We start from the raw sequence: 16,597 nt of genomic DNA, 5'->3' as shown, positions 1-16,597 counted from the left end.
ATATCAGCCAGATCGTGCGACACACCGGCCCAATTGGGCGATGGCCTCAGGCGATCCCCTCTACCGTGTGAGGCGTGAGCAGCAGCGGCCTCATCTACGCAGTCATTGTCGGGGCCTGGGCCGCCTACTTGGTGCCGATGTGGCTCCGTAGGCAGGACGAGCTGAACGAGGCCCGTCCGACCGAACGCTTCAGCACCGCCATCCGGTTGCTGTCCGGACGGGCGGCCATGGAGCGTCGTTACGCCAAGGACCTGCGGACGCGCTCCACCGACGAGGCGGAGCCCGACGCCGACCCGGACGCGGTCACCGACTCGGTGGACGTCCGGGCCTTCGCCGTGCCCCCGACCCGCCCGCAGACCCGGGTCACGCTCCCGGAACGCGAGGGCGGGCAGCCCGGCGCGGACCGGCACGAGCGCGCGGAGCGGCACGCGCACGTGGAGCGAAACGAGCGCGTCGAGCGGACCGAGCGCGAGCGGGTGGGCGAGCCCCTCGCCGAGAGCCACGCCGCGCCGGTGTCCTCCCAGTCCTCCCCGTTCGCCCAGTCCTCCCCGTCCGCCCAGTCCTCCCCGTCCGCCGAGTCCTCGGCGCCGTCCGCGGCACCCGACGCCACCCGGCGCGTGCCCCGTGCCCGGCGCGCGCCGAGCCCTTCCGCGCAGGCGGCCACGGCGCGGGCCCAGCGCTCGAAGGTGCTCGCGCGCCGTCGGCGCACCACCGTGATGCTCTTCCTGGCCTTCACCCTGGGCGCCGTCGTCGCGGCGGTCGGCGGCCTGACGTTCCTGTGGGCGCCCGGTGTGCCCGCCGTCCTGCTCAGCGGGTACATCGCCTACCTGCGCGCCCAGGAGCGCCGCCGCTTCACCTACCAGATGGACCGGCGCCAGGCCGAGGCCGCCGCGCAGCGCCTGCGTGAGCGCCAGCCGCGCCGCCGGGCCTCGGCGTCCGCGCCGCCCGCCGAGGCCGACGCCGGCGCAGAGGAGCCCGACGCGGTCACCGAGCCGGAGACCGACCCCGGGCTGCTCGCCCTCGCCGCGGACCGCCGGGCCCTCGTCGAGCAGACCGACCACGCCGAGTGGGTCGACCAGCAGCGCGAACGACAGCGGCACCCGGGCCAGGGCGACAGCTGGGACCCGGTGCCGGTGCCCCTGCCGACGTACGTGACAGCACCGGTCGCCCCGCGCGCCACGGCCGACGTCGACCTCGGCGCCCCGGACACCTGGAGCTCGGCCCGCTCCAGCGCGGTCGCCCCGGACCAGGCGGAGCCCGCGACCGGCGCCGACGCCGGGACGGACGCCGCCGCCGACGCCCGGCCCGAGGACGAGGACCGCTCCGACGCCCGCCGCGCCGCCTCGGCCCGCCGCTCCCGCGAACGGGGCCGCACCCCGCTGTTCGACCAGTACGAGGACGGCGAACGGCCCCGCGCCGCCAACGAGTGACGGTCCTCGGACCCCCGCGGTACGGCGCCCGGCGCGCCCCTGATGACCTGCGCCGGACGCCCCGCCCGCCCCTCGCCGCCCGCCCGCGCGGCCGCCCGACAACGGATTTTTGAGCAGGCCGACGGGGATGCTAGAGTTTCACTCGTTGCAAGGGCCTGTGGCGCAGTCTGGTAGCGCACCTCGTTCGCATCGAGGGGGTCTGGGGTTCAAATCCCCACAGGTCCACGCAGCTCAAAGCCCCGGTCGGGTTTCCCGACCGGGGCTTTGGCATGCGTTACGGCGGTTTCGCCGGTCATTGTCTGCGGCGGTAGGCCAGGACGATCCCGATCGTCGACAGGACCGCGACCATGATGACGAACCATGTGGGCATCAACTCCAGCCCCTTGTACGCAAGAGGGACGGTCACCGGCTTCCAACCTCCTCAGTCACAGGTGCGGAGTCATTCGGATGCCCGCCCTCGCGAGCGAAATGTACCGACCCGTCGGCTTGTCGCCGCGCAGGGACCAGGCCGTGGTGGCCAGGGACGCGGTCAGGGACAGCACGGCACACGCGGTCGTCGTCCAGGCGAGGGGCCGCCACGGGACGGTCAAGGGGGCCGGGGCCCCGAGCAGGTGCAGGGCCGCCGTCATGCCCGACAGGTCGGCCAGCGTCACCAGCACGCCCAGGACGGCCCCCAGCGCCACCACCGTCAGGCTCTCCATGGCCGTCAGGCGCAGGACCTGGGCGCGCGTGAGGCCGGTCAGGCGCAGGGTCGTCAGCTCCGTGCGGCGGGCCGACGCCGCCATCAGCGCCGAGTTGGCGACCGACAGGCCCGTGTAGAGCAGGGCGATGCCGAGGACCAGCAGCACGCCCAGGCGCGTGGTGCGGTTCGGGGGCGGCCAACTCGCCCGCACCCACTGGGCCTTGGTCAGCAGGCGCGCCCCTTCGACCGACCGCAGGTGCCGGGCGACCGTCACGGCCGACGCCCCCGCGCGCACCCGCACGTCGACCCGGTCGACGTGCGCGCCGGGAGCGTTCGCCGGGGTGACCCAGGCCCCGTCGCCGCCCGTGCCCGTGGCCACGACCGCCGCGATGCGCAGGGTGCGCGGCGTGCCGTCGCCGCGCCAGACCCGTACCCGCTCGCCCACCCGGTGCCGCGCCCACTCCCGGGTCACCACGATCGACTCGTCGTCCAGGTCGGCGAGGTGTCCGGCCGTCACCGGCAGGCGCACCGTGCGCTCCAGTGGGCCCGGTTCGGCCGCGCGGGCCGGGAAGCCCACCAGCGCGACGCCGTCCTCCAGGGTCCGCACGGCGGTCGTGGCCGTCGCGGACACCTCGGCGCCCGGCACCCGCCGCAGCCGGGCCAGCGCCGCCGGGGCGAACGCCGAGCCGTCCGCCGGGGTCACCACGAAGTCCGCGGCCGTCTGCCGGTCCACCTCCGCCGCGCGCGCCCCGCCCAGCGTCGCCGTGGCCCCCAGCAGCGAGCCCGCGAGCGCCACCGTCACCAGGACCGGCGCCGCCAGCGACGCGGTACGCCGGGCGCCCGTGAGGACGTTCTGCCGCACCAGCGAGCCGAGCACCCCGGGCAGCCGCACGAGCAGCCGGGCCAGGGGACGCACCAGCGCCGGGGAGAGGACCGCGACCGCGCCGGTCAGCAGCAGGGGACGGCTGACCCAGGTCTTGCGGTGCAGCAGTTCGCCCGGGTCGGTCAGCAGCGCGTACGCCAGGGTCGTGGCCGCCGTCAGCAGCAGGACCGTCCCGCACACCCACCGCGCGCGGGGCAGCCGGGCCGGGTCCACGGATGCCTCCCGCAGCGCCTCCACGGCAGGCGTGCGCCCGGCCCGCCACGCGGCGCCGCCCGCACCGGCCAGGGCCACCAACAGGCCCGTCCAGAAGGCCAGGTGGTACGGCCACACCGCACCGCCGACCCGGTACCAGGCCGGGGCCAGACCGCCGTCGACCACCAGCGCGCCCAGGTGCGGGGCGGCGTACGCCCCCAGCACGCAGCCGGCCGCCGAGGCGAGCGCCCCCACCAGCAGCGCCTCCGCCAGGACCGAGCGCCGCAGCTGACCCGGCGTCGCACCCGCCGTGCGCAGCAGCCCGAACTCCCGGCGGCGCTGCGCCACCGCGAAGGCGAACGTCGAGGAGACCACGAACACCGACACGAACGCGCTGACCCCGCCGGCCGTGCCGAACAGGGCGTTCAGCGCGGTCAGCGCCTCCGCGTCGCGGTCCGGACCGGCGTCCGCGAGGCGCCGTTGCGCACCGGTGAGGACCCGCACGCGTGCGTCGCCGCGCAGCGCGGCCCGTACGGCCGTGGCGTCCGCCTCGACCACCGCCTGCCGCACCTCGGGGGCGAGGACCGCCGCGCGGGCGTCCGTGAAGAACACCGGACGCTCGAAGCCGAGGGCGCGGACCGTGCCCACGACGGTCACCGTGCCCTGGGCGGTGCGCAGACGGGCGCCTGGGCGCGTCCAGCCGCCCGCCGTCACCACCTCGTCCGGCGTCGCGGGCGCCCGCCCGGCGGTGAGGGCGTACGGGGCGAAGCGCGCCGTCGACCAGGGGTGGCCGACGAGGTCGTCCGGGCCGCCGGCCGGGCGGACCGGGAAGGAGCGGTCCGGGGTGACGCGGCCGAGCGTCGCGAGGACGCCCAGGGTGGCGGGCCGCAGGGGCGGCGCGTGGGGGAGGCGGGCCGTGCGGGGGCCCGCCGGGGTCGGGACCCGGAGCGTGTCGCCGGCCCGCACCACCACCGGGGCGGCGGCGAAACGCTCCGGGGAGCGGTCCGGCGCGTGCACCGACGCCGCGAGGGCCTGGCCCATCACGGTGAGCAGGGCGACGCCCAGCGCGAGCGCGACGAAGCTGCCGGCGAAGGACGCCCGGCGGGCGCACAGCGTGCGCAGGGCGGTGCTCAGCACGCCGCCGCCCCCGTCGCCGCACGGCTCTCCAGCGACACCGTCCGGGCCGCGACCGTCTCCGCGTCCGCCGCGCACAGCTCGTCGTGCACCCGGCCGTCGACCAGGAACACCACCCGGTCCGCCGCCGACGCGGCCACCGGGTCGTGCGTGACCATCACGACCGTCTGCCCCTCCTCGTCCACCAGGGCGCGCAGCAGCGCCAGCACCTCGCGAGCCGTCGTGGAGTCCAGCGCGCCCGTCGGCTCGTCGCCGAACAGCACCTCGGGGCGGGTGATCATCGCGCGGGCCAGCGCCACGCGCTGCTGCTGGCCGCCGGAGAGCCGGGCGGGGAGGTGGTCCGCGCGGCCGGCGAGACCGACCTCGGCGAGCGCGGCACGCACGCGTGCGCGGGACGGGCGGCGGCCGGCCAGGCGCAGCGGCAGGGCGACGTTCTGCTCGGCGGTCAGCGAAGGCAGCAGGTTGTACGACTGGAAGACGAAGCCGATCCGGGCCCGGCGCAGCAGCGTGAGCCGGCGCTCGCCCAGCCCCGTCAGCTCGGTGCCGCCGATCCGCACGGAGCCCGACGTCGGCCGCTCCAGACCCGCGGCGCACTGCAGCAGCGTCGACTTGCCCGAGCCGGACGGGCCCATCACGGCGGTGAACGAGCCCCGGGGGAAGGCGAGCGTGACGTCGTCGAGCGCGGTCACCCCGGTGCCCGCGGCACCGTAGCGCCTGCTCACGGCGGTCAGTTGGACGGCGTGTGTGGTCATGACCCCACGAAACCCCGTGCCGGGGGCCCGTGTCGGTCGGGCAGGGGCGAGAGCACGGGTAGGGCCAGGCATACCCCCGAGGCTCCGGCTGGACGGATGGCCCGGCCGGGGGCGGCGCTCCTACGGTGATCCGCATGCGTCCTCGTACGGTGTGGCAGGCCCTGGCCCGCCCGGACTACCTGCTGTCGTCGTGGCCCTGGCGGGCCGCCGGCTACGTGCTGGCGGGAGTGGTGCTCGGAGTCGTCGTGCTGGCCGGGCTGGTGGGGCTCGTCGCGGCCGGCGGGCTCCTCGCGGTGGTGCTCGTCGGGCTGCCGCTGCTGGGGTTGGCGGCGTTCGCGGGACTGCCCGTCGCGGCCGTGGAGCGGTGGCGGCTGGGATGGCTCCAGGAGGGGCCTGACGGCGACGGAGGCACCGAAGCGGCCCGGCTCCCCGCGCCCGCGCACGTCGATCCGCCCGCCCCCGGCCTGCGCAGCCGGCTCGGCACCCGGCTCCGGGAGGCCGCCACCTGGCGGGAGTTGGGGCACACGCTGCTCACCGGGTTCCTGCTGTGGCCGGTGGAGGCGCTCGTCGTGACCGTCGCCCTGGTGTGCCCGGCGGCGCTGGTGGCGACGCCGCTGCTGCTGGCGACCGTGGGGGAGGGGCGGGAGCTGAAGGTGCTCAAGACGGTGACCGTCACCGGGCAGGCGCAGGCCTGCGGACTCGCCGCGCTCGGGCTCCTGGCGCTCGGCGCCGGGCTGTACGGCGTCGGCGTGGCCGCCGGCGCGCGGGCCGGGCTCACCCGCCTGCTCGTGCTGCCGCGCGCCGGTGAGGCCGAGGCCCGGGTACGTGAACTGGCCCGCTCCCGCGTGCGGTTGGTGGAGGCGTTCGAGGCGGAGCGGCGGCGGATCGAGCGGGACCTGCACGACGGCGCCCAACAGCGGCTCGTCGCCCTCACCATGGCCCTGGGCCTGGCCCGGCTCGACGCACCGCCCGACGGGCCGCTCGCCGCACAACTGGCCAGGGCCCACGCACAGGCGGACGCCGCCCTCGCGGAACTGCGAGAGCTCATCCACGGCATCCACCCCCAGGTGCTCGCCGACCACGGGCTCGCGGCGGCCGTGGCGGACGCGGCCGACCGCTCGCCGGTCCCGGTCGACACGGAGGTCGACCTGCCGGGCCGGCTCCCCGCAGCGGTGGAGGCCGCCGCGTACTTCGTGGTGCGCGAGGCACTGGCCAACGTCGCCCGGCACAGCGGGGCGCGGCGGGCCCGCGTGCGGGGCACCCACCGGCACGGACGGCTCGTCCTGGAGGTCGAGGACGACGGGCGGGGCGGCGCCGACCCGGCCGCCGGCTCCGGCCTGACCGGCCTCGGGGACCGGGTGTCGGTGCTCGATGGAAGACTGGGCGTGACCAGCCCGCCGGGCGGGCCCACCCTGGTGCGAGTGGAGATCCCGTGCGCGACGCAGCCCACGGCCGACGGCCCCTGCGCGTAGTCCTCGCCGAGGACGGCGTGCTGCTGCGCGACGGCCTGACGGCCCTGCTGGAGCGGTTCGGGCACCGGGTCGTCGCGGCCGTCGGGGACGCCCCCGCCCTGCTCGACGCGGTCCGGGCGCACGACCCGGACGTGGTCGTCACCGACGTGCGGATGCCCCCCGGGTTCACGGACGAGGGGCTGCACGCGGCCGTGCGGCTGCGCGGCGAACGGCCCGGGCTGCCGGTGCTGGTGCTCAGCCAGTACGTGCAACGCGCGTACGCGGCCGACCTGCTGGACTCCGGGGACGGCACCGGGGTCGGCTACCTGCTCAAGGACCGGGTCGGGCAGGTGGCGGAGTTCGTCGACGCCCTCGACGAGGTCGCGGCGGGCGGCACGGTCGTCGACCCCGAGGTCGTACGGCAATTGCTGCGCCGGCGCCGGGATCCCCTGGAGCGGCTCACCCCGCGCGAGCGGGAGGTGCTGGCACTGGTGGCCGAGGGCCGCTCCAACGGCGCGGTCGCCCGCGCGCTGGTCGTCTCCGAGGCGGCCGTCGGCAAGCACATCGGCTCCATCCTCACCAAGCTCGACCTGCCGCCCGCGCAGGACGTGCACCGCCGGGTGCTGGCGGTGCTGGCGTACCTACGGGAGTGAGGCGGCCGCGGGCCTCAGCCTCGTGCGGGCCGCAGCGGCTTGGCGTAGCACAGGCTCGCCTCGTGGTGGCGGTAGTAGCCGAACTTGGCGCACGGCTCGTAGCCGCTGGAGGTGTACAGCGCCACGGCCTCCGGCTGCTGGGTGCCCGTCTCCAGCACCATCCGCACCCGCCCCGCCGCGCGCGCGTCGTCCTCCAGCGCGGCGAGCATCCGCCGGGCCAGGCCGCAGCCGCGCACCTCGGGCACGACGTACATGCGCTTCAGCTCGGCGTCGCCGTCCTCGTTGCCCTCGTCGTTGCGGTCCTGACTGCGCCAGCCGCCCGTCGCGACCGGGCGGTCCCGCTCGTCGTAGGCGATGAGGTACACGCCCCGCGGCGGCTGGAAGTCGGACGGCGCGAGGACGGTGGCGTCGCCCCCGTCGCCGTAGCGCACGTGGTATTCGGCCTGGACCTCGTCGTTGAGCTTGACGGCGTCGGGGTGGTCGAAGGGCACGGGGCGTATGTTCATGCTGCTCACTGTACTTATATGCGCACGCATGGGGTGCGGGGTGAACGGGTCGCCCTCCAGTGTGCCGGTATCGTGCCCGGGTGCTGACCGTGACCTCCGTGAACGTGAATGGGCTGCGTGCCGCCGCGAAGAAGGGCTTCGTGGAATGGCTCGCCGACACCTCCGCCGACGTGCTCTGCCTGCAGGAGGTGCGCGCCGAGCCCGGGCAGCTGCCCGCCGCGGCCGGTGCGCCGGAGGGCTGGTTCGTCGTGCACGCGCCCGCCGCCGCGAAGGGCCGGGCCGGCGTCTCCCTCTACAGCCGCCGTGAGCCGGACGCCGTGCGCGTCGGCTTCGGCTCGGCCGAGTTCGACGCCGCCGGCCGCTACGTCGAGGCCGACCTGCCGGGTGTCACGGTGGCCTCCCTCTACCTGCCCTCCGGTGAGGTCGGCACCGAGCGCCAGGAGGAGAAGGTCCGCTTCATGGACGCGTTCCTCGCCCACCTCAAGGAGCTGCGCGAGCGCGCCGCGGCGAACGGCCGCGAGGTGCTGGTCTGCGGCGACTGGAACATCGCCCACGAGCCGGCCGACCTGAAGAACTGGCGCGGCAACACCAAGAACTCCGGCTTCCTGCCGGAGGAACGCGCCTGGCTGACCCGCGTCCTCACACCGGAGGAGGGCGGCTACGTCGACGTCGTGCGGGCACTGCACCCGGGGCTGGAGGGGCCGTACACCTGGTGGTCGTACCGGGGGCGGGCTTTCGACAACGACAGTGGATGGCGCATTGATCTCCACGTGTCCACGCCCGGTCTGGCGGGGAAGGCGGTCAAGGGGTACGTGGAGCGCGCCGCGACGCACGCGGAGCGCTGGTCGGACCACGCGCCGGTGACGGTGGTCTACGACCTCTGAACCGGACCCCGGCGGCTCGTCAGTCCTCCCCCTGCTCCCCCTCCTTGCGCTCCCGCACCCTCCGGTCCAGGGCCAGGGAGAGTTCCGCCTCCACCACGCTGCGGGCCAGGGGGCGCAGGCGGTGGAGGTTCTCCTCGGGGCCGTGGCGCACGATCAGGTCGGTGAAGAGGTCGGCCAGGGCGTCGGCGTGCTGGCGGACGCGGGCGCCCGCCGAGAGGACCTCGGCGAGCGGGATGCCCTCGCGGACCAGGGCGGAGGAGACGTCCAGCAGGCGGCGGCTGATGTGGACGATCTCGTCGCCGTCGGTGCCCAGGTAGCCGAGGTCGAGGGCGGCGGCGAGGTTCTCGGGGGTGACCTCGCCCTCGAAGCGGGCGGCGAGTTCCTCGGGGGTGAGGCGGACCGGTTCCTCCTCGGTGGGCGGGGCGACGCCGAGGAGGTCGGCGACGTCCCGGCCGTGGTCCAGGGCCTCGGCCAGTTCGGCGATGCCGCTGAGGGTGTGGCCGCGCTCCAGCAGTGCCGCGATCGTGCGCAGCCGGGCCAGGTGGTGGTCGTCGTACCAGGCGATCCGGCCCTCGCGGCGGGGCGGTGCCAGCAGCCCGCGCTCCCGGTAGAAGCGCAGGGTGCGCACCGTGATGCCGGCCCGCTCGGCCAGCTCCGCCATGCGGTACTCCTGCTTGTCTGCCACGCCCGCACCTTAGTTCGTACCGTCGGTAACTTTCTCCGGCCGACCCCCTACCCATGAGTACGCCGCTCCTCTACTCTCCCATTGCGCCAGTGTTCACTGGCAGAGTCGCGCGAGGAGGTCTCGGATGGCCGAGCAGGAGCGGGTACGGGTGGCGGTGATCGGGTCCGGGTTCGGCGGGCTCGGCGCGGCCGTGCGGCTGCGCCGCGAGGGGATCACCGACTTCGTGGTCCTGGAACGGGCGAGCAGCGTCGGCGGCACCTGGCGGGACAACAGCTACCCCGGGTGCGCCTGCGACGTGCCCTCCCACCTCTACTCCTTCTCCTTCGCGCCCAACCCCGACTGGCCGCGCACCTTCTCCGGGCAGGAGCACATCCGCGCCTACCTGGAGCACGTCGCCGACGTCTTCCACCTGCGCCCGCACCTGCGCTTCGACTCCGAGGTGCAGCGGATGACCTGGAACACCGAGCGGCTGTGCTGGGACATCGAGACCGCGAGCGGCGCCCTGTCGGCGGACGTCGTGGTCTCCGCCACCGGGCCGCTGTCCGACCCGAAGATCCCGGAGATCCCGGGCCTGGCGTCGTTCCCGGGCAAGGTCTTCCACTCGGCCCGCTGGGACCACGACTACGACCTCACCGGCAAGCGGGTCGCGGTGGTCGGCACGGGCGCGTCCGCGATCCAGATCGTGCCGGCCATCCAGCCGAAGGTCGGCCGCCTCACCCTCTTCCAGCGCACCCCGCCGTGGGTGATGCCCCGCGTCGACCGCGCCATCAGCGGCGCCGAGCGGTCCCTGCACCGGGCGCTGCCGCTCACCACGCAGCTGCGCCGCGGGCTGCTGTGGGGCATCCGGGAGCTGCAGGTCCAGGCGTTCACCAAGCGGCCCGACGAGCTGGGCTTCGTCGAGAAGCTGGCCAAGCGCAACATGGCCCGTGCCATCAAGGACCCGGCGCTGCGGGCCAGGCTCACGCCCGACTACCGCATCGGCTGCAAGCGGATCCTGCTGTCCAGCACGTACTACCCGGCGCTCGCCCGGCCCAACGTGGACCTGGTCGACAGCGGGCTGCGCGAGGTGCGCGGCTCGACCCTGGTGGCCGCCGACGGCAGCGAGGTCGAGGCCGACGCGATCGTGTTCGGCACCGGCTTCCACGTCACCGACATGCCGATCGCGGAGCGGGTCGTCGGGGCGGAGGGCCGCACCCTCGCGGAGGTGTGGAAGGACGGCATGGAGGCCCTGCGCGGCGCGACCGCCGCGGGCTTCCCGAACTTCATGACGGTCATCGGGCCCAACACCGGCCTCGGGAACTCCTCGATGATCCTGATGATCGAGTCGCAGCTGAACTACCTGGCCGACTACCTGCGCCAGTTGACCGTCCTCGGCGGCCGCGCCGCCCTCGACGCCCGGCCGAGCGCCGTGCACGCCTGGAACCGGCGCGTGCAGGAGCGGATGCGGCGCACCGTGTGGAACACCGGTGGCTGCACCAGCTGGTACCTCGACGCCAACGGGCGCAACACCACCATCTGGCCCGGCACGACGGCCGAGTTCCGCCGCGCGACGCGCCGGGTGGACCTCGCCGAGTACCAGGTGGTCCGGCCCGCGGGCGCGCAGGACGGCGTGGGCGCCCAAGGGGCTACGACCACGGCGGCCGCCACGGCCACTGCGGACACCAACGACCACGGCCGGCACCGCCTCCGCGGAGGTGGCCTCGTGAGCCGTCGCCCCGCGCACGTCACCTCGGGGCCCTACGCCCCGCCCGTCCCCGCGCGGGAGCTGAGTGTCGTCTCGGCCGACGGCGCGCGGCTGCACGTCGAGGTGCACGGGCCGGAGGGCGCCCCTGCGGTCGTCCTGGCCCACGGCTGGACCTGCTCGACCGCCTTCTGGGCGGCGCAGATCCACGCCCTGGCGGCCGACCACCGGGTCATCGCCTACGACCAGCGCGGCCACGGGCGCAGCCCGGCGAGCCGTGCCTGCGGCACCGACGCCCTCGCCGACGACCTCGAGGCGGTCCTGCTCGCCACCCTCGCGCCGGGCGAGAAGGCGGTCGTCGCCGGGCACTCGATGGGCGGGATGACCGTGATGGCCGCCTCGACGCGCCCGGCGTTCCGCGCGCACACGGCGGCGGTCCTGCTGTGCAGCACGGGCAGTTCGCGGCTGGTCGCGGAGTCCACGGTGCTGCCGCTGCGGCCCGGCCGCCTCAGGACGTGGCTGACCCGGCACGTCCTCGGCTCGCGCGCCCCGCTGGGCCCGGTCACGCCGGCCGCGCTGCGGATCATGAAGTACGCCACGATGGGCGCCGGTTCGAGCCCGCACATGGTGGAGGCGTGTGCGCGGATCGTGCACGCCTGTCCGCGCGGCTCGCGGCACGCCTGGTCGCAGGTGCTGGACCTGCTCGACCTCGACCACGCCGTACGGGAGTTGGACGTGCCGACCGCGGTGGTCGTCGGTACGGCGGACCGGCTGACGCCCCCGCGGCACGCCCGGTCGCTGGTGGCCGCCCTGCCGCAGTGCGTCGGCCTGACCGAACTGCCGGGCCTCGGCCACATGACGCCGGTCGAGGCGCCGGAACTGGTGACCGGCCGGATCAGGGAGCTGGTCACGACGTACGTCGTTCCCAGCCGCACGGAGAGCCCGGCCGGGGTTCCCGCACAGACCGCACGGACGCCACAGACCGCACAGACGGCACGGACCGCACAGACCGCACAGATCAAGGAGGGCGCATGAGCAAGGTGAGCCTGGAGGGCCAGGTCGCCGTCGTCACCGGAGCGGCGCGCGGCGTGGGCGAGTTGCTCGCCCGCAAGCTGTCGGCGCGCGGGGCGAGCGTCGCGCTGGTGGGCCTGGAGCCCGACCTGCTCAAGCAGGTGGGGGAGCGGCTGCACGGCGACAGCGACCACTGGCACGCCGACGTCACCGACCACGAGGCGATGGCCCGGGTCGCCCGCGAGGTCAAGGAGCGGTTCGGGAAGGTCGACATCGTGGTGGCCAACGCCGGGGTGGCCACCGGCGGGCCGTTCGTCGACTCCGACCCGGACTCCTGGCGCCGGGTGATCGAGGTCAACCTCATCGGATCGGCGGTCACCGGGCGGGCGTTCCTGCCGGTGCTGATGGAGAGCCGCGGCTACCTGCTGCAGATCGCCTCCCTCGCGGCGATCACGCCGGCGCCGATGATGACGGCGTACTGCGCGTCCAAGTCGGGCGTGGAGGCGTACGCGCACAGCCTGCGCGCCGAGGTCGGCCACCGGGGTGTGCGGGTCGGGGTGGGCTACCTGTCCTGGACCGACACCGACATGGTGCGCGGCGCCGACCAGGAGGACGTCATGCGGGAGTTGCGGCAGCGGCTGCCCTGGCCGTCCAACAAGACGTACCCGCTCGGCCCGGCCGTGGACCGGCTGGTGGCCGGCATCGAGCGGCGGTCGAGCCACGTGTACGGGCAGTGGTGGCTGCGCGGGATGCAGGGCGTGCGCGGCTACCTGCCGGGGCTCATCGGGACGGTGGGGCAACGGGAGATGAAGCGGTTCGCACCCCGGCTGCAGGGCATGAGCACGGGGCTCGTCGGGGCGGGCGGAGCGGCCGACGAGCAGGCCCGCGCGACGGTCCGGAGGTGACGTCCGGCCTGGTCAACACCCCTGTGGCTACGCCCTGTAAGTGATCGACATGCGGAGCGTGTCGGCCCGTGTGAATCTGGTCGTGGCCCCGCGAGGGGCCCCAACCCCCCACTCACACAGGAGTGAACCCACATGGGTATGAAGGACAAGTTCCAGGACCGGACCGAGCAGTGGCAGGACCAGGCTCGGCAGAAGGTGGACGAGGCCAAGGAGCGCATGCCGCAGCGTGGCCGCAAGTCGCCGCAGGACGAGCAGGCCGGGCGGTCCGGGCAGCCCGGGCAGTCCGAGCGCGGCCGCCGCGAGCCGGAGGAGCGCTTCGACCAGGACTACGAGGCCTGACCCTCGTCCTACGGCCCTGGCCGACTTCCGTGGGGTGCTCCGCTTCGGCGGGGCACCCCACGCCCCGTCGACGGGCGGCCGTCCACTGCCGGTTCACGCCTCCCGTGGCGGCAGCTTCGGCCGTGACCGGTTCGGTACGTCGCGGCGGTCGGGCGGGGACGCCGGCGGGTGGGTCTCCAGCAGCTCCAGCGCCAGCCGTACGGCGTCGTCGAGTTGGGCGTAGCGCCCCTCCGCCCAGTCCAGCGGGGTGCGCAGGGCCTCCAGGTCGGGAGCGACGCCGTGGTTCTCGACGGACCAGCCGTAGGCGTCGAACCAGGCCGCGTTCATCGGCACCGTGATGACCGTGCCGTCGCCGAGCCGGTGACGCCCCGTCATCCCGACGACGCCGCCCCAGGTGCGCTGTCCCACCACGGGTCCCAGGCCCAGCAGCTTGAAGGCGGCCGTGATCATGTCGCCGTCGGAGGAGGTCGCCTCGTCGGCCAGCGCCACCACCGGTCCGCGCGGCGCGTCGGAGGCGTACGACACCGGCTGGGCGTCGCGGGTCAGGTCCCAGCCGAGGATCCTGCGCGTCAGCTTCTCCACCACCAGTTCGCTGATGTGCCCGCCGGCGTTGCCGCGCACGTCGACGATCAGCGCGGGCCGGGAGACCTCGCCGCGCAGGTCGCGGTTGAACTGGGCCCAGCCCGAGCCGCCCATGTCGGGGATGTGCAGGTATCCGCAGCGGCCGTCGCTCAACTCCCGGACGACCTGGCGCCGTTTGGCGACCCAGTCCTGGTAGCGCAGCGGCCGTTCGTCGACCAGCGGGACCACGGCGACGCGCCGGGCGCGGCCCGCCTCGCCCTCGGCGGGGGTGAAGGTGAGCTCGACGGTGGTGCCGCCTGCGCCGGCGAGCAGCGGGTGGGGGCCGGTCACCGGGTCCACCGGCCGGCCGTCGACGTGGCTGAGCACGGCGCCCTCGCGGATGCCGGTGCCGGCGAGCGGGGAGCGGGCCTTGGAGTCGGAGGAGTCGCCGGGCAGGACGCGGCGGACGGTCCAGGCGCCGTCCCGGCACACGAGGTCGGCGCCGAGCAGGCCCTGCCGGCGCTGGTAGTGGGCGGGGCCCTCGTTGCGCCGGGAAGCGGTGACGTACGCGTGCGAGGTGCCCAGTTCGCCGAGGACCTCGCGCAGCAGGTCGGCGAACTCGTCGGGGGTGGCGACGCGTTCGACGAGCGGCCGGTACTGGTCCAGCACCGCGTCCCAGTCGATGCCGCACATCCCCGGGTCCCAGAAGTGGGCCCGGATGATCCGGCCGGCCTCGGCGTAGGACTGGCGCCACTCGGCGCCGGGGTCCACCTGGTGCAGGATGCGCCGGAGGTCGATCCAGACGGTCGTGTCGCTGTCGCCGGTCTCGGTGGACGGCACCGCGCGCAGGTCGCCCTCGTCGGCGACGACCAGCCGGCTGCCGTCGCCGCTGAGCTCGAACCAGTCGAGGTGGCCGACGAGTTCGGACTTCCTGGCCCGGGTGATGGCGAAGTGCTCGAGCGTCGGCCGCCCGCTGGTGTCGTCCGGGTTGGCGAAGGTCTCGCCGAGCGCGCCGGAGATCGGCCAGCGCAGCCACACCAGCCCGCCGCCCGCGACGGGGCGCAGCGCGGAGTACTTGGAGGCGGTGACCGGGAAGGGCGTCACCCGGCTGGCCAGGCCCTCGACCTCGACGGTCACGGTGCCGTCCCCGGCGCCCTCGTCCTCGACCGGGTCCAGGCCGCCCGCCGCGGGCCGCCCCTCGGGGCTGAGGGCGAACGGGGAGGGGGTCGCCGACGACAGCGGCACCAGATAGGGGCGGCAGCCCAGCGGGAAGGACAGGTCGCCGGTGTGGACGTCGTAGACCGGGTCGAAGCCGCGCCAGGACAGGAAGGCCAGGTAGCGCCCGTCCCGGGTGAAGACCGGGTTCTCGTCCTCGAAGCGCCCGTCGGTGACGTCGACGACGAGCCGGTCGCCGGTGCCGGCGATGCGGGCCACCTTGATCTGCCGCAGGGAGCGCCCGATGCCCGGGTGGGACCAGGTGAGCCAGGCCCCGTCGGGTGAGAAGGCGAGGTCGCGCACGGGTCCGTTGTCCGACCGGACCAGCTCGGTGACGTCGCCGTCGGAGTCCTCCGAGGCGTCGACGAGCAGCAGCCGTCCGTCGTGCGCGGCGAGGGCGAGCCGTTCGCCCCGCGGGTCGCAGACCAGTTCCAGGACCCGGCCCAGCCGCCCCTGGGCGAGCCGGCGCGGTGGGCGGTCGCCGGAGGCGCGCGGCAGGTGGGCGATCTCGACGGCGTCCTCGCCCTCGGCGTCGGTGACGTAGGCGACCTGTCCGCCGGGGCCGAGCATCAGGGGCAGCCGGACGCGCACGCCCGGGGTGTCGGTGAGGGTGCGGGCGGGGCCGTCCCGGTGGGTCAGCCAGTACAGGCTGCCGCGCACGACGACCGCGCTCGCCCGGCCGGTGTCGTCCACGGAGAGCCCGTCGACGTGCTGGGCGGCCGGCACCTGGTGGGGCCGGCGTCCGGTGCGCGGCCCGTTCAGGCGGACGTCGATCCGGCGCGGCGCGGAGCCGGCGGCGAGGTCGTCGACGATCCACAGGTCGCCGGCGCACTGGTAGACCACGCGCGTGCCGTCGCTCGACGCGTGCCGGGCGTAGAAGGCGTCGTGGTCGGTGTGGCGGCGCAGGCCGGAGCCGTCGTGGGCGCAGGAGTAGAGGTTGCCGACGCCCTCGTGGTCGGAGAGGAAGGCGATGCGGTCGCCGACGAACATCGGGGAGTGCAGGTGGCCGCCGAGGCCGGCCAGCAGCCGCCGGCCGTGCAGCCAGAGCCGGCCCGTGGCGCCGCCCCGGTAGCGCTTCCAGGCGGCGGGTTCGTGCGGCGGGGTGCCGGTGAGCAGCAGGCTGCGGCGTTCCCCGTCGAGGTCGGCGACCTGGAGGTCGGAGACCGGGCCCCAGGGCAGCTTGCGGCCGGGGGCGCCGTCCACGCGGACCTTGTAGGCCCAGGTGAGGTAGGAGAAGGGCTCGCCGTGGGAGGTGACGGCCAGGATGTCGCCCTCGGGGGTCCAGCCGCACACGCGGGTGTCGGAGCTGCCCCAGTGCGACAGCTGCCGGCCGCGGCCGCCGTCCACCGGCACGAGGTGGATCTCGGGGTCGAGGCTGCGCCAGCTCGTGTAGGCCACCGAGCGCCCGTCGGGCGAGAGGCGGGGGTGGCCGGCCCTGGTGCGGTCGGCGGTGAGCCGCCAGGCCCGGCCGGGCGCGTCGAGCGGTGCCAGCCACAGGTCGTCCTCGGCCACGAAGCACAGCAGGTCACCGCGCAGGTGCGGCAGGCGCAGATAGCTCACCTCCCCATGCTTTTCCGGTGCGCGGGGCCGGGCAACTCGTGGGTGGCCGACGGCCCGTCGGCGCCGCTCTTAC

12 protein-coding genes and 1 tRNA gene are annotated in these 16,597 nt (G+C 75.3%); 8 read left to right on the top strand and 5 right to left on the bottom strand.

Features of this window, described 5'->3' with window-relative positions; translation table 11 throughout:
* Window positions 1-74: 74 nt before the first annotated feature.
* Together E4U91_RS14775 and E4U91_RS14770 are read left to right on the top strand one after the other, a co-directional pair.
* On the top strand, window positions 75-1,430 hold the full coding sequence (locus E4U91_RS14775; protein ID WP_137307292.1) for a gephyrin-like molybdotransferase receptor GlpR: 1,356 nt from the start codon (window positions 75-77) through the stop codon (window positions 1,428-1,430).
* Window positions 1,431-1,581: 151 nt separating this feature from the next.
* Window positions 1,582-1,655 (top strand) — tRNA-Ala (locus E4U91_RS14770).
* A 200-nt stretch (window positions 1,656-1,855) separates the two neighbouring features.
* Here the strand turns inward: E4U91_RS14770 and E4U91_RS14765 are convergent.
* Together E4U91_RS14765 and E4U91_RS14760 are read right to left on the bottom strand one after the other, a co-directional pair.
* Window positions 1,856-4,324, bottom strand: a complete 2,469-nt coding sequence (locus E4U91_RS14765; RefSeq protein WP_137307291.1) for an ABC transporter permease — start codon at window positions 4,322-4,324, stop codon at window positions 1,856-1,858.
* Window positions 4,318-5,073 carry an ABC transporter ATP-binding protein gene (locus E4U91_RS14760; RefSeq protein WP_137307290.1) on the bottom strand — a complete coding sequence of 252 codons (756 nt, stop codon included), beginning with the start codon at window positions 5,071-5,073 and terminating at the stop codon, window positions 4,318-4,320. The genes E4U91_RS14765 and E4U91_RS14760 overlap by 7 nt, the downstream gene beginning before the upstream one ends.
* Before the next feature lie 134 nt (window positions 5,074-5,207).
* On the opposite strand from E4U91_RS14760, the gene E4U91_RS14755 reads away from it, so the two are divergent.
* Together E4U91_RS14755 and E4U91_RS14750 are read left to right on the top strand one after the other, a co-directional pair.
* Entirely contained in the window at window positions 5,208-6,545 is a 1,338-nt protein-coding gene (locus tag E4U91_RS14755) for a sensor histidine kinase (protein ID WP_137307289.1), read from the top strand.
* On the top strand, window positions 6,506-7,177 hold the full coding sequence (locus E4U91_RS14750; protein ID WP_174867801.1) for a response regulator: 672 nt from the start codon (window positions 6,506-6,508) through the stop codon (window positions 7,175-7,177). The genes E4U91_RS14755 and E4U91_RS14750 overlap by 40 nt, the downstream gene beginning before the upstream one ends.
* Window positions 7,178-7,191: 14 nt before the next feature.
* Here E4U91_RS14750 and E4U91_RS14745 read toward each other — a convergent pair whose 3' ends face one another.
* Window positions 7,192-7,683 (bottom strand): GNAT family N-acetyltransferase, encoded by a 492-nt coding sequence (locus tag E4U91_RS14745; RefSeq protein ID WP_137307288.1) that lies wholly within the window; start codon window positions 7,681-7,683, stop codon window positions 7,192-7,194.
* A gap of 80 nt (window positions 7,684-7,763) precedes the next feature.
* Here E4U91_RS14745 and E4U91_RS14740 point away from each other — a divergent pair, with 80 nt between their 5' ends.
* Complete coding sequence (locus E4U91_RS14740) at window positions 7,764-8,567, top strand: exodeoxyribonuclease III (protein WP_168218114.1); 804 nt, start codon at window positions 7,764-7,766, stop codon at window positions 8,565-8,567.
* A gap of 19 nt (window positions 8,568-8,586) precedes the next feature.
* Here the strand turns inward: E4U91_RS14740 and E4U91_RS14735 are convergent, their stop codons facing one another.
* The gene (locus E4U91_RS14735; protein ID WP_137307286.1) at window positions 8,587-9,252 is read right to left on the bottom strand and encodes a MerR family transcriptional regulator; all 666 of its coding nucleotides are present in this window, start codon (window positions 9,250-9,252) and stop codon (window positions 8,587-8,589) included.
* A 124-nt stretch (window positions 9,253-9,376) separates the two neighbouring features.
* On the opposite strand from E4U91_RS14735, the gene E4U91_RS38535 reads away from it, so the two are divergent.
* The 3 genes from E4U91_RS38535 to E4U91_RS14720 all read left to right on the top strand — a co-directional run bounded on the left by E4U91_RS38535 (window position 9,377) and on the right by E4U91_RS14720 (window position 13,188).
* Window positions 9,377-11,968, top strand: a complete 2,592-nt coding sequence (locus E4U91_RS38535) for an alpha/beta fold hydrolase (protein ID WP_137307285.1) — start codon at window positions 9,377-9,379, stop codon at window positions 11,966-11,968.
* Entirely contained in the window at window positions 11,965-12,849 is an 885-nt protein-coding gene (locus E4U91_RS14725; protein ID WP_137307284.1) for an SDR family oxidoreductase, read from the top strand. The genes E4U91_RS38535 and E4U91_RS14725 overlap by 4 nt, the downstream gene beginning before the upstream one ends.
* A gap of 132 nt (window positions 12,850-12,981) precedes the next feature.
* The gene (locus E4U91_RS14720) at window positions 12,982-13,188 is read left to right on the top strand and encodes a hypothetical protein (RefSeq protein WP_137307283.1); all 207 of its coding nucleotides are present in this window, start codon (window positions 12,982-12,984) and stop codon (window positions 13,186-13,188) included.
* Window positions 13,189-13,281: 93 nt separating this feature from the next.
* Here the strand turns inward: E4U91_RS14720 and E4U91_RS14715 are convergent, their stop codons facing one another.
* Window positions 13,282-16,524: a S41 family peptidase gene (locus tag E4U91_RS14715; protein ID WP_137307282.1), complete on the bottom strand. Its 3,243-nt coding sequence runs from the start codon at window positions 16,522-16,524 to the stop codon at window positions 13,282-13,284.
* Between the last annotated feature and the right edge of the window lie 73 nt (window positions 16,525-16,597).

This window comes from Streptomyces lasalocidi, from assembly GCF_005280215.1.
Lineage (GTDB): Bacteria > Actinomycetota > Actinomycetes > Streptomycetales > Streptomycetaceae > Streptomyces > Streptomyces longwoodensis.
This window is presented reverse-complemented; position numbering and strand designations above follow the sequence as displayed.